This window comes from Calothrix sp. UHCC 0171, assembly GCF_034931845.1.
In the GTDB taxonomy this organism is placed as follows: Bacteria; Cyanobacteriota; Cyanobacteriia; order Cyanobacteriales; family Nostocaceae; genus Brunnivagina.
Genome location: NZ_JAYGHN010000006.1, coordinates 47,230 through 59,937, shown reverse-complemented (window position 1 = coordinate 59,937; position 12,708 = coordinate 47,230). Strand labels below are relative to the sequence as shown.

The window sequence follows — 12,708 nt, the reverse complement described above, 5'->3', positions numbered from 1 at the left end:
ATTCGCAATTCGCAATTCGCAATTAAGAAATGAAGATGCAATGAGTAAACAATTAGATAAAGCACTATCTCTCGAAGTCGCTCAAACAATCAAAAGTAAGTCAAAAAAACCGTTTGATAATGCTTATAAAGCCGCATTAGCAACAGCAGGGGCAAGTTACGTTCAGGGATTTTTAGTTGCTGTCGGTAAACCATTCCGCCCACTAGAACATGCATGGATTGAAGTCAATGACACAATTATTGACCCAAATCTACCGCATATCAAAAAAAATGCTGATGATTTAGTGTACTTTGCCGCACAATCAATATCAGTGAAAAAACTGAAATCCATAATCGAAGAATCCCAAGAAGATTATCCAGAAGATGACCCTTTGCCAATTTACGGCAATGCCCCATATGAATATTATGGAGATGTAATGTTAGGTGATAAAGCTTACTTGGAGGCTCACCAAGCTGCGGAAGCCAAGTGTAAGGAACTGAATCAAGGGATTGTGGAAAGTAATTGAGTGCGGGAAAAGTTTCAACGTGAAGCCAATTTACTCAACCATGCTTCCGCTTCATCATAAAACTTAAATTGACTTTCATCATAGCGAAATTCCGGTGTATGCACCATTCTTCTACCATTTACCCACTTTTCACCATGATACTTGTGCAATAACTCGTGATATAAAACAAATTCAACAACCAACTCAGGAATAGCAATTTCATCCAAAGCTAAACTGATGACAATTCTATCCCTTGCTGGTTCATAATGTCCGAACTTACGGTAAGTCTGAAATTGACTCCACATCAAACGAGGTTTCGTTAATTTAGCACCAAAATACTCGTAATTTATTTTGTCAAATAATCTGTCTAAGTTGTAATGCTTTCCTTGGCTATCTTCGGTGGATGTTTCTGTAATCAAATCTAATTCTAATAAAATATCACTGTATTCATCGGAACTAGCATACTCACGGATAATTCTTGTCGCTTCTGGGCTTTTTCCTTGCAGCGAAATTTTAACTAATGCTTGGAAAACATCTTCATTGGCATTAATAAAACCCTCACTCATAATCAAATTAATATTATCCCCAATCCAACGACTGCGGTATAAGCCGGAAAGATTGGTAATTTCAATTACATGCTTGACTGTATCATGACCGTAATCGCGACAAAAAGATTGAGCGATTAACTGCAAACGCTGTGTAGTTTGTAAATGTAATTTTAAATTAGCTTCGACCATCAAAAACTTCATCCAAGCGTATATTTGTCGAGAAGAACTTGTCAAATTCGCTGGTGTGGCATTCTGGCTAGTGCAGATATTTTCAATGGCTATCACAACCTCGTTAATTGTGTGAATTAATCTGGAAGTATTGATATCTTCTAAACTTTCTTGTTTCCGCTTTGAAGCAAGATTTGCAGAAACTGCTAGTTGTGAAATCTCCCACAATATTGCCCTTTGCTGAGTCTTAATATTTTTTATACCTATAGTCTGCACCTGAGTTCTTGTTAAATTACATGTAGATGCAGGTAAATTATGTAAATCAATGTTCTTTAAAAAATAATATGCGTGACGCGATCGCACGGGCAATTGATGAGGTGTTACTTTCGCGTCAGCACATAATCTTTCTACAGTTTCTACTGAACTGAGAACAAATTTTTGGAATGATGGCACTTCAGCAGGTGCAACTCCAATCTTTAATTGTTCTTGTGCTTTCTGAGCAGCCTTGACTAACCCACGAATTTGAAGCATGGTTTTTATCTTTTGCTGCATGAATTGTACCAAAGTCAAGCCGGAAGGGGAAGCAGGAAAAAGTACAATTCACAAAGAGAATAATAATCTCAAATCTCAAATTTAAGATTTGGATTAACCAACAAAACTAAAAAACAATACCGTAAATAATGCGATCGCCTGATGCTCTCACCGTGACATTTGTAATTAAATAGCTCTCTACTCTTCAGATTCAATTAATTTGAAACCCCAGGGCTTGAGAGCGGCTATAGCTATTTCCTTGGCAATACCTTCATAAACTTCCCATTCATCTTTGTGGTCTTTAGGATGTCCATCACCGACATTACCAGCAACCTTGATTATAGGTAAACCAATGATGCGATCGCGCTCCAGGCGTTTGGGAATTGCTAATTTGACTTTGTGACCGACAAACTTCGATACACTGGAATTAGCTACAGATTCGCGAATTAAACAGATATCACCAGCTTTCCCCCAAGTAGTGGGATAGATGTGGAGGAAGGAAATATAGGTTTCTGGTTTGATGGTTCTTTTTAGAACTTGCATTATTTGTAATCTTTACCAATTAATTAAGGCTAATTTTATCCATAATCTGCCATAACTCAATACGTTTCAGTTAAGGTTGTCAATCAATCGATTTGTTGAGAACCAAGATTTGGGGGATTCTCCCCCAAACCCCCTCCAAAAAAGTCGATCTGTTTTGTTTGCAGTAATTGATTTATATTCTTAGCTGAACTGTATTGTGCCATAACCAGCATAACTCAAATCTAAATTAGAGTATCCCATTTGGTGTCTGTAATCTGAGTGTCCCATGGGCTTGATGTAACGAAATCAAAAATACTAAGATTTCTGGGCATTGCATATTGCCGGATAGTTTGGGAAGTTGCAAAAAATGATCACCGCGTCTCCCCATCTCCCCATCTCCCCATCTCCAACTCAGCCTCAATCATCCAATTGCTGCTTCTAAAATTCCCCAGCAATTACACTGATAACTGTATTTGTGAACCACCTTGAGATTTATGGACTTCAATCCGCGCTTGGAAAGCTTCTTTGAGATGGGGCATGTGGGTTACAGTCAGGATACAAGCAAAATCTGGCGCGATCGCATTTATGGCGGCAATCAGGCGATCGCATCCTTCTGCGTCTTGGGTTCCAAAGCCTTCATCGACAATCAATAACTGTAGGGCTGCGCCTGCACGCTGGGCTAGTAATTTAGCTAATGCTAACCGAATCGCAAAGTTAATTCTAAATGCTTCTCCTCCTGAGTAGGTTTCGTAGGCACGAGTACCTCTGGCATCGGCAATCAATATATCTAAGGTGTCGATCAGTTTGGCGTTTTTCTTGGTGGATTTACCATTCCGTCCATATTTTTGGGTAATAAATTGTACGTGCAATTGATTGGCGCTCAAACGCGAAAGTAGTTGATTTGTCTCAGCTTCAAGTTGTGGCAAGACATTTTCAATCATCAGTGCCTGGATACCATTTTTACCAAATGCCTGCGCTAATTCCTGATATATTCGGTGTTGCTGGCGAGTTTCTTGGAGTTCTTGCTGTTGTTGCTGCTGTTGTTGCTGCAATCTATCCAAATACTGGGTTTGCTGTTCGAGTCGTCCTAAATGCGCTAAGTATTCATCGAGTTGACGACGACGTAGAGCTAATTGTGCTTCTAATTCTTGAATTTGGGCGACGGGGTTGGCTGTTTGTTGCAATTGCTGTGTCAAAGTGGCGATTTGCTCCCCTAGCTTCTGGCGTTCCTGCACACGGGCTTGTAGAGACTCCTGTAAATCGTGCGATCGCGCGGCTAATTGCGGATGTTGCTGCTGGGCATTGACTAATTGTTGATGGCGCAACTGCCAACCCTGTGATTTGCGTAGATGATTGCGAAGGTTATTGTGTTCGTCGGTGTTGTAGCCAAGTTCGCCAATATATCTATCTATTTCGGCAATTTCATGAGCGACTGCCGATTCCACAGCTTCCTGGGCAATCCGACTTTCGATTTCTTTAATTTGGGCTGCGAGTTCGGGTTTGCGCTGTTGGAGTCTGGCTTGATTTTTGGCTGCATCTTTGATTTGTGCCTGTTTAATTTCTGCCCAACGCCAACGTTCGACTTCGTGACGCGCCAAAGCATGGTCTTTTTCGTTGTAATTTAAGCTCTGTAAATATTCGTCGAGTTCCCTTAATTCGGCTTGCTTATCGGGTGCATAATCGCCTAAATGTAATGCCCGCTCTAATTTTGCTCTTTCGGCAGCAATATTATGTAATTCCTGCTCGGCATCACTACTCGATTCCAATTGTGCCGCTAATTGTCCCCTTTGTTCGCGGAGAGTATCGTAGGGGGCTAATTTTTGGGAAATATCGCGGTATTCCTGGCGTAATATCTGAATTTCTCGGTCGGATACAGCCATCTGTTCGCGGAATACCCAAAGTTGTCCTTCAGTGTCTTTATATTCAGCTTCAGTTTTATCAACAACGCGGTTCCAGTCATGTTCCTCCAGAGGACGTTCACAGAGAGGACAGATGGCATCAGGAGTCCGCAACATTTGCAGTTTTTGTTCCAATTCCCCTAAAAGTCGCTCATATTCCCGTTGTTGGGCTTGCAAACGTTCAATAAAGTGTCGTCGTTCCTGTCCTTTTTCTTGAACTCGCTGCAAATAAACTCGTGTTTTTTCCAGTTCTTCAATCTGCGTTGCCACTGCTAACACCGCTTGTTGGATTTGCGGTTGGCGTTTGCAAGTTCGTTGGAGTTGGTTTTCGCTAGTTGTGAGTTGTTCGAGTCGTGCTGCTAAATTTGCCTGGACGCGATCGATTTGACTTTGTAATTGTTGACGTTGCTGTAATGCGGGGGAAACACGCATTTGTAAATCATCAAGATGTTGTAATCTTTGCCTGGCGGCGACTAATTGCCCTAAAGCTGTTTCTACTTCCTCTGCTTTACTTAGGGTTTGTTGAATATCCCGTTCTTGCTGTAATAATGCTTCTAACTGTGCTTGAGCTTGTTGTAGCTGTCGTTCTAAAGCATGAATTTGTTGGTGAAGTTGCTGTTGTTTTTGCTGTCGTTGCTGTTGGGCACGGTTAAATGCTTGAAATTTGGCAGCGTATGCTTCTTCCTGTACTTGTAAATTTTGATATTGCTGATATCCAGTTTGAATTACTTCTGTTTGGTTTAATAATTCCTCCAGATTTAGCAACTGACTACTCAAACTTAACCTTTCTTGTTCTAAGCGATCGCAATCCTGAGTTAAGTTGGTAAATTGCTGTCTGACAAAGCCAAGTTGTTCCTCCCAATTTTGCCTCTGGTGCTGGACAACCTGCAAACTTTGTAATTGAATATTTTCAAATTGTTGCGTCTGTTGCAGTTGATTGAGTTCGTTTTCTAAATCGGTTCGTTGTTGGGTAATAATTTCTCGCTGTTGTAGTTGCCCTTTAACCGCATCTAAAGAACGATCAATTTCTTCTCCCCTAACTTTAAATTGGCGCGACAATTCCTTAGCTCGTTCCTCCAATTCATCGTACTGGTTCAGCTTTAACAATTCCGCTAAAATTTCCTTCCGTTCAGCCGGACGTTTGAGCATGAACTCGTCAGCACGTCCTTGACGCAAATACGCCGAATTAATAAAAGTATCATAATCGAGTTTGACATGCTCTAAAATCAAATCCTGCGTTGCTCGAATACCCTTACCTGTCAAAGCCTTAAAACCAGTGGGCGTTTCGATTTGAAATTCCAACCCACCGCTACCACCTCGGTTGCGAGTCCGAATCACTTTATATACTTGTTGGTTAGTTTGAAAAACAAAATCAACCCGCACATCTTTCGAGCCAGTATGAATTACATCATCTTCAGTCGCAGCCCGACTTTCACCCCAAATTGCCCAGGTGATAGCTTCTAGAAGCGAAGATTTTCCTGCGCCATTTGAGCCACAAATGCACGCCGTATGTAAACCACGAAAATCTAATGTTGAATCGCGGTAACTAAGGAAGTTTTTGAGAGTCAGTTGTACTGGAATCATTGAGGCTTTCGCGCCACACCTTCTTTTTCAAATTGACTTTATTGGGATTGACTAGAACAAACATACACTTGTTGTTAGTGTAGCTATCTAAAAAGCTGCTTTCTAGTCCCTAATCAAGCATTTTTACAATTATTTACATTAAAGAACACAAAACTCTTTCTATCTAGAGTATTTTTTGCTTTGTTAGAGAAAATTAAATTTCACTGATTCGATTTAATTGTGGCTTTGCTAAAAGTATGCAACAAGTCATAACACTGACTCAATAATAATTCAGTCTTTAAGTCTGACTACTATACAATAATCACCCACATACTAATGCCCAAAATAATTATAGTTACATGTTGTAACCACAAATTGCGTACAGATTGCCGAGTAATCTTTTGAGTTAATATCACAGCAAATAAGATAGCAAAAATTAAAGTCATTGCTTGCAAAAAACTAATTACCGCAGGATGTGCTACCAATACAGGAAGAGAACCTCCATTTAACCCGAAAGTCGCAAAAGTCACAGGTAAAATTCGTCCACCTTCACCCAAAGCTAATCGCAAATAATGAGCTAAATTTCCTCCCAATACCAATGGTAAATAGCCATAAGCCAATTCCACGAATTTTTTCGGTTTAATTTGAATTTGTCTACCCTGCTGTCTAACCATGCGGTTTTTATGCTTGACTTGATTCTGCAACCAGCAAAAACCCAACATCAAACCATAAGCGATAAAAGGTATAGTCACCGGAACCAGCAAAGCGAGTAAAGATAATTCTAAATGCTGCCAAAAATTACTTAAATCAAAATTTAAACCAAAATTCAAACCCAACCAAATCTGTATTTCCGGTAAGCGATGGAGAAATACACCACCCAAAAGTAAAAACAATAGGGCAACTTCATAACTTTGGGGGATATGTGTTGTCCACAGTTCTATTCCCGGAGGACGTAAATTAAATTCTACTGAACGATGTGGACAAGCCTTCAAACAAGTCATACACAAAACACAATCGCGGTTATCTTCCAACTGTGCGGGGTGAGAATACAAAGGACAACCATTTGTTTCCAGTCCCTCACCTTTAGCGACTCCACCTTTATAACATTGATAGGTGGTACAGGTTGCCGAACAAATACCTTGTTGTGCCCTCAATTCTGTCATCGATAACTTAGCGAATAACCCATTCATTCCGCCAATAGGACATAGATATCGACACCAAAATCGTCGTTCAAAAATTGCTGAAAAGATAACGGCACCAGCAGTAATTAATAACAGCAAGCATCCCGAAAGATAAGCCGTATTTTCTAAATTCCAGAGTTCTTCCCATAAAAATATTAAACTGAATAAGCCAAAAAGAAACCAGCCACCCCATTTTTCCGCTTTTTCACGTTGCCATTTTTTTAATTGCCGAGGAAATAATTTTAAAGAAAGTTTTTGAGTAATTTCTCCATAAATCATAAACGGACAAAATGCACACCAAATCCGCCCTAAAAAGGGAAAAAGAAATAGAAAACCAGCCCACCACCAATCCCAAAATATATTTAAAACAAAGTTTTTATCCCTTGTTTGTGGTCCGATAAATAAAACGGCAACAATAAAAGCAAATGCAACTGTAGTTACACCATAATTAATTCGATCCGGATACCAATCACTTCGTAAAAATCTCCGTAATCCTGGATAAAGATTCAATAAATTAACACGAAATCGTTTTTTCTTAGTTTCTGCTGCCCAAAAAATTTCTTCCGTAAGTTCTTTTGCATTTTCGGCTTGGACTATTGCCCGTTCAACAAGACTTTTTAACTCCTGCAAATTCCCAGGAAAATCATAGGATTGCAAGCGGCGTAATGCTTCTGGTGTCAACTGCGGTTTTTGTAGCCTGCGATAACGAGCAGACAGACTAATATAATATTCAATTTGTGCCTGAATATCCGCTTTTCGGACTCGCAAAGGTGGTACTTTTATGGCATGTTCAACATTACGTTCAACTAGAGAAATTGCCTTTTCCGAGATAATAATGATGCGGGCATGACTAATGCGAGATGCGGGAATTTCCTGTTCAGAACGATGAATAGGTGTAAACGTATTTGTTTGCAATAAATGTATAATTCCAGGCAATAATTCCTGGGGTAATTCCTGAATATTATTGAGAATTAAAGTTCCATTCCCCACATATTCCAATAGCCCTGGTTTACCGCCAACTCTGCCAAACAAATCAGCACCACTAGTTTGTAAAATCCCACAGTTAACTTTAATAATTGGTTGGCGACGGGAAGTCGAACCATAATGAATTAAAGCAGCAATATTATCTTTCTCCAAACCAGGTTCGCCAAAAATTAACACAGACTTGCGAGTATTGGCAGCTGCACGGATTTGCTCACGTAATTTCATGGCATAGCGACTCGAACCAACTATACCCCGTTGCGCTTTAGTCACAAGATAGGGGCGCAATTCTAAAGAACGTTCTTGCTCGTAGGTAAAGGCTGATGCGAGTTGGGCAATTTCGGCTGCGAGCAAACGAGATACAAATTGGGCAATTTCTGGATATTGGTTGGTGATTTGGCGGAATTTTTTGGCTGAAACAACCCATAAATGACATTCCGTCAGGGTTTTAATTGTACTTGGTGTCGCTTCATTCAAAAGTAACTCTTTGAGATTAATTGCAGTACCGGGGAGCAAACCACAACACAAAGCTGGATTTTTTGGGTTGGCACTAGTTGCTTCGATGCGTCCTGACTTGATGATATAAAGCGCTTCCGGTAGACTTCCTTCAGTGACTATTGGCGTATCTGGAGGTACAATTGTTTCCGTAATCTCAGATGCGATCGCACCTAACACCTCATCTGACAAAATTCCTAAAGTCGTGCGTTCCTGTAGCCAAATTACCGTATCTGGAGATGCCACATCCCTTCTCCCACTCAGCAGTGCTGTATAGAAAAATTATCTCAGCAAATACCACATTCGCAAACCTGACATCTACATTCCTTATTTCTCCACCAGCCCCCATATAAAAATGAGTCTTTCAGATTTACCTAACCTCTGGGTTCCTTTAACACTGTTAAGCTTAATCGTACTTGCCGCAATCTTCTTCACACGCACGACTTAAACGACACTCAAAAACAGTAAAAACTTACACATATGCGATCGCATTTTTCCTTTATCCTACTTTTTGAACCGCTTCTTCCCAACCCCAAACTTCCCTTTTCCCACTAATTCGCTCATTACAACTGACTAAATCCACCGCTTGAGCGGTACAATAAATGCCGATTGTCTTCAAAAGAAAGAAAGTTTCATGATTTCCAGTAACGACTTTCGACCTGGTGTTTCGATTGTACTAGACGGCTCTGTATGGCGAGTTATAGAATTCCTCCACGTTAAACCTGGTAAAGGTGCAGCCTTTGTGCGAACAAAGCTGAAAAACGTTCAAACTGGGAATACCGTAGAAAAAACCTTCCGTGCAGGTGAAACTGTTCCCCAAGCAAATCTCGAAAAAAGCGTCATGCAACACACCTATAAAGAGGGTGATGAATACGTTTTCATGGATATGGAAAGCTACGAGGAAGGAAGATTGAGCGCTGCACAAATTGGTGACAAAGTCAAGTACCTTAAAGAAGGTATGGAAGCGAACGTCATTCGTTGGGGCGAACAAGTTTTGGAAGTTGAACTTCCTAACTCAGTAGTTTTGGAAGTGACAGAGACAGACCCAGGTGTCAAAGGTGATACTGCTACGGGTGGAAGTAAGCCTGCGAAGTTAGAAACAGGGGCAACGGTAATGGTTCCTTTGTTTATCACCCAAGGCGAGCGCATCCGCATTGATACACGGGACGATAAATACATGGGTAGGGAGTAGTCAAGGCAAAGAGCGAATCCCGATTTCCCCACCAATCGGAGGAAACTCCTAGCCCCATCTGCGATTCTATTTAACGAATATGCCTTTGAATCGTATTTAATTGCATGAGGTAATAAAAACTGTGCCATTGGACTTTAATGAAATCCGCCAATTATTGACAACTATTGCACAAACAGATATTGCAGAAGTAACGCTCAAAAGTGATGACTTTGAAATAACGGTACGCAAAGCTGTTAGCGCTCCTCAGCAAATACTGTCCATCGGACAAGCGGGGTTAGGCGGTGTGGGAAGTGCGGGATTAGCGCTCAATGCACCACCGACACCCCCAATTGCAGAGGCTGCTGCGAGCCGTAGCGTTGATGTTTCACCGTCTTCGCCTCCTCCCAGCGCGATTGAATCAAAATACGTTGAGGTGTCATCGCCAATGGTTGGAACGTTTTACCGCGCTCCTGCACCGGGAGAAGCCCCATTTATCGAGGTAGGTGGTCGAGTTCGTAAAGGTGATGTAGTTTGTATCATCGAAGCTATGAAGCTAATGAACGAAATCGAAACCGAAATATCAGGTCAAGTGGTAGAAATTCTCTTAGAAAATGGTGAACCTGTAGAATACGGACAACCATTGGTGAGAATACATCCCGATTAGGCAATAGCAAATTCGCGCAATTTCTCCACAAGAGATTAATTAAGTTAGTATGTGATCAAACCAGAAGATTTAGTTGATTGCGCGGAATATGTTGCTGGCAAAATCACAATTTTTCAGACTCGCAAGCTTGTTTTTACACAGCACTTAACAAGAATATGCGGTCTGAAAAACCAACAGAATTTGACAATATCGCCAATAAAATCAGCCAACGCGCTTCTTTGCCCATGCGTAGATTGTACATAAGCAAAAGTGGTACTATTTTAAACGCTGATGTTTTCTTAGCACCGGCAATATTTAAAATATAAAGATTTCCCTTAGCTATCAACAGCTTGAGGTATCAAGGGTTTGCTGGCTTACCCACCAAGGTTGCTTGCAAACTAAAAATAATGGTATAAGTATCCATTGTTTTAGCAGCTATGAATCTATATAGCTAACCATTTGAATTGCAAATAATGTCAATCTAGGGAAACGCGGGTAAAACAATAATGAAGCAAATGTTGCCTGTACCGCCAGAAGTTATGCAACAAGTAGCTGAATACTTCAGTTTACTGAGCGAGCCGATGCGCTTGCGGCTGTTACATCTACTGCGGGAGGATGAAAAATGTGTACAAGAATTGGTGGAGGCAACACAGACTTCTCAAGCAAACGTGTCCAAACATTTAAAGGTAATGTGGCAGGCTGGTATCTTGAGTCGTCGCAGCGAAGGAACTTGCGCTTATTACCGAGTTGAGGACGACATGATTTTTGATTTATGCAATCGAGTGTGCGATCGCCTTGCCACCAGGCTTGAACAACAAGCCCAAAATTTTCGGATACTGAATACAAAGTAGGGTATTGGTTATTAGTTATTGGTTATCACCTATTAGCCACTACCCGTTAACCATTAATTACAATTGATAATCCTTCTTAAAGCCTTCACGAGTTAAGGGTTGTTCTAACTCCAAGCCTTCTCCACCTAATACATCAAGTTCCTTACCATTGACACTAATGTAAACCTTGGCATTTTGATTCAGGCTAGAAGCAGTATAAACAACTTGTCCCACACGCCCAGCCATCGAAGCGCTACCTCCACCACTAGTAAATTCATTTGATAAATCGACGCGAACAGCGTCGTTTTCAACTTTTACACCTAAAATTTTAGTTCCCGATGGGATGACACTGCTAGTATCGCCATCATTTTTGGCTGTCAACAAACTACTAAATGCAGCTTGTAAAAATTCATTAGGTTGGTTTTTGCTGGCAGCGACTTTAACCGGCAAAGCAACTAATTCAAAATTTTTCCCGGTATCCTTGAGCAAATAAATTTCTGCTGTATGCTCGTTGGCAACATTGTTTTTATTCGGATTACCTGAATTTTCAATAACTGGACTTTGATTATTAATCGTGTTCCAAGTAAACCAAGCAACACCTCCACTTACAGCTATAACCGCAGCAGATACAACCGCAATTACACCTGAAGAGATACGATTATTTCTTTGTTCATCTCTCATAATAACTCGACCTTCCTTATCGCTAAATCAATGTACCTGTGGTATCACGTTGGACTAATCACTGACGATTCAAACATTCCTGCGTCAGAGGGTTTCCATATCTTTGTGTAGTTTTGTTTTTATTCTCAATCTTCAAGCCAACTGGAATTATGAGCGGTAAGCTTGAATGCCAACAGCAATTAAAATCTGATAGTTTTCCAGAATTTTGCAGATGGTTCAATTCTGACAAAAGTACCTATTTCTAATTCACCTGGTTTCATTTTTAATTTTATAATTCGCATTAATAAGCCGTCAGTTTCTAAGCTGCGTAAATCTAAACGTTGATTGAGGTTGTTTACTATAGCATCTAAAAACCGGGTCGGTACTTCCTCTTCGTTCACTTTGGCAACTGGTTTAATGAGCTGCAAGCTGCGTCCGGAAATTATGTTTAGTCCCGTTTCTAAATTTATAGACACCGATTCACTTTGACCTTCCTCCTGTATTTCTACTTGTAAATTGACCCGTTGATTGGTTAAAAATTTTACTTTAGGGTTGGTAAATAGGTATACGGGGTTAGAGTCCTTATTTGCTGGATTGGTAGAAATTACATTCAGTTTTCGCAAACGGGATAAAAATTCCGGAGATTTCAAAACTTTATTTACATCTGCTTCAGTTAAAACCAGCCGTAAACCCGCTTGTAATGGTTGTTTGAACTTCGGTCGTTTTTTACCAATGGTATGAGTATCAAGTTCAATATTGTCGGTTTCTAATTCCAACAAGGCGATGCGAATGTCCTGGCGCTTTAATTGTAGCGAACGTCCGGCGATTCGCACCCGATCTACTTTTCCTTGTAGTAATTGATGCGTCGGTGCATTATCTACACGCACTTGTAATTTTTCGACTTGAGCAAATTGAGAACGAATTGCATTTTCAGCAGTCTGCTCTACAATTAGTCCGACGGGGGAAATTGAGCCTAGCAAACCGGATAAAATTAGAGTGAGTAATTCCATGTGCTAGTACAGGAACGCAGAAT

At 40.6% G+C, this 12,708-nt stretch carries 10 protein-coding genes; 4 read left to right on the top strand and 6 right to left on the bottom strand.

The window, feature by feature from the left end:
* Positions 1-40: 40 nt before the first annotated feature.
* Positions 41-505, top strand: coding sequence for a hypothetical protein (locus tag VB733_RS06820; RefSeq protein WP_323339437.1), 465 nt, complete (start codon positions 41-43; stop codon positions 503-505).
* Positions 506-519: 14 nt separating this feature from the next.
* Here VB733_RS06820 and VB733_RS06815 read toward each other — a convergent pair whose 3' ends face one another.
* The 4 genes from VB733_RS06815 to VB733_RS06800 form a co-directional block, all read right to left on the bottom strand.
* Positions 520-1,731 (bottom strand): M48 family peptidase, encoded by a 1,212-nt coding sequence (locus VB733_RS06815; protein ID WP_323339332.1) that lies wholly within the window; start codon positions 1,729-1,731, stop codon positions 520-522.
* Positions 1,732-1,929: 198 nt separating this feature from the next.
* Complete coding sequence (locus tag VB733_RS06810; protein WP_323339331.1) at positions 1,930-2,274, bottom strand: hypothetical protein; 345 nt, start codon at positions 2,272-2,274, stop codon at positions 1,930-1,932.
* Positions 2,275-2,708: 434 nt separating this feature from the next.
* Positions 2,709-5,735 (bottom strand): SMC family ATPase, encoded by a 3,027-nt coding sequence (locus tag VB733_RS06805; protein ID WP_323339330.1) that lies wholly within the window; start codon positions 5,733-5,735, stop codon positions 2,709-2,711.
* A gap of 290 nt (positions 5,736-6,025) precedes the next feature.
* Entirely contained in the window at positions 6,026-8,617 is a 2,592-nt protein-coding gene (locus tag VB733_RS06800; protein WP_323339329.1) for a sigma 54-interacting transcriptional regulator, read from the bottom strand.
* A 388-nt stretch (positions 8,618-9,005) separates the two neighbouring features.
* Between VB733_RS06800 and efp the strand changes: the two genes are divergently transcribed.
* From efp to VB733_RS06785, 3 genes are all read left to right on the top strand, one after another.
* Entirely contained in the window at positions 9,006-9,563 is a 558-nt protein-coding gene (gene efp / locus VB733_RS06795) for an elongation factor P (protein ID WP_096615381.1), read from the top strand.
* Positions 9,564-9,684: 121 nt separating this feature from the next.
* The gene (gene accB, locus VB733_RS06790) at positions 9,685-10,206 is read left to right on the top strand and encodes an acetyl-CoA carboxylase biotin carboxyl carrier protein (protein WP_323339328.1); all 522 of its coding nucleotides are present in this window, start codon (positions 9,685-9,687) and stop codon (positions 10,204-10,206) included.
* Positions 10,207-10,691: 485 nt separating this feature from the next.
* A complete protein-coding gene (locus VB733_RS06785) occupies positions 10,692-11,036 on the top strand; it encodes a metalloregulator ArsR/SmtB family transcription factor (RefSeq protein WP_323339327.1) in 345 nt (114 codons plus the stop codon).
* 57 nt (positions 11,037-11,093) lie between these two features.
* Here VB733_RS06785 and VB733_RS06780 read toward each other — a convergent pair whose 3' ends face one another.
* A complete protein-coding gene (locus VB733_RS06780; RefSeq protein ID WP_323339326.1) occupies positions 11,094-11,696 on the bottom strand; it encodes a GerMN domain-containing protein in 603 nt (200 codons plus the stop codon).
* Positions 11,697-11,875: 179 nt separating this feature from the next.
* Positions 11,876-12,685, bottom strand: coding sequence for a DUF2993 domain-containing protein (locus VB733_RS06775; RefSeq protein WP_323339325.1), 810 nt, complete (start codon positions 12,683-12,685; stop codon positions 11,876-11,878).
* Positions 12,686-12,708: the final 23 nt, after the last annotated feature.

What these genes read in the sequence shown, in the direction of transcription:
- VB733_RS06820 (WP_323339437.1), top strand. Translation starts at nt 41, where the DNA reads ATGAGTAAACAATTAGATAAAGCACTATCTCTCGAAGTCGCTCAAACA.
- VB733_RS06815 (WP_323339332.1), bottom strand. Translation starts at nt 1,731, where the DNA reads ATGCTTCAAATTCGTGGGTTAGTCAAGGCTGCTCAGAAAGCACAAGAA.
- VB733_RS06810 (WP_323339331.1), bottom strand. Translation starts at nt 2,274, where the DNA reads ATGCAAGTTCTAAAAAGAACCATCAAACCAGAAACCTATATTTCCTTC.
- VB733_RS06805 (WP_323339330.1), bottom strand. Translation starts at nt 5,735, where the DNA reads ATGATTCCAGTACAACTGACTCTCAAAAACTTCCTTAGTTACCGCGAT.
- efp (WP_096615381.1), top strand. Translation starts at nt 9,006, where the DNA reads ATGATTTCCAGTAACGACTTTCGACCTGGTGTTTCGATTGTACTAGAC.
- VB733_RS06785 (WP_323339327.1), top strand. Translation starts at nt 10,692, where the DNA reads ATGAAGCAAATGTTGCCTGTACCGCCAGAAGTTATGCAACAAGTAGCT.
- VB733_RS06780 (WP_323339326.1), bottom strand. Translation starts at nt 11,696, where the DNA reads ATGAGAGATGAACAAAGAAATAATCGTATCTCTTCAGGTGTAATTGCG.
- VB733_RS06775 (WP_323339325.1), bottom strand. Translation starts at nt 12,685, where the DNA reads ATGGAATTACTCACTCTAATTTTATCCGGTTTGCTAGGCTCAATTTCC.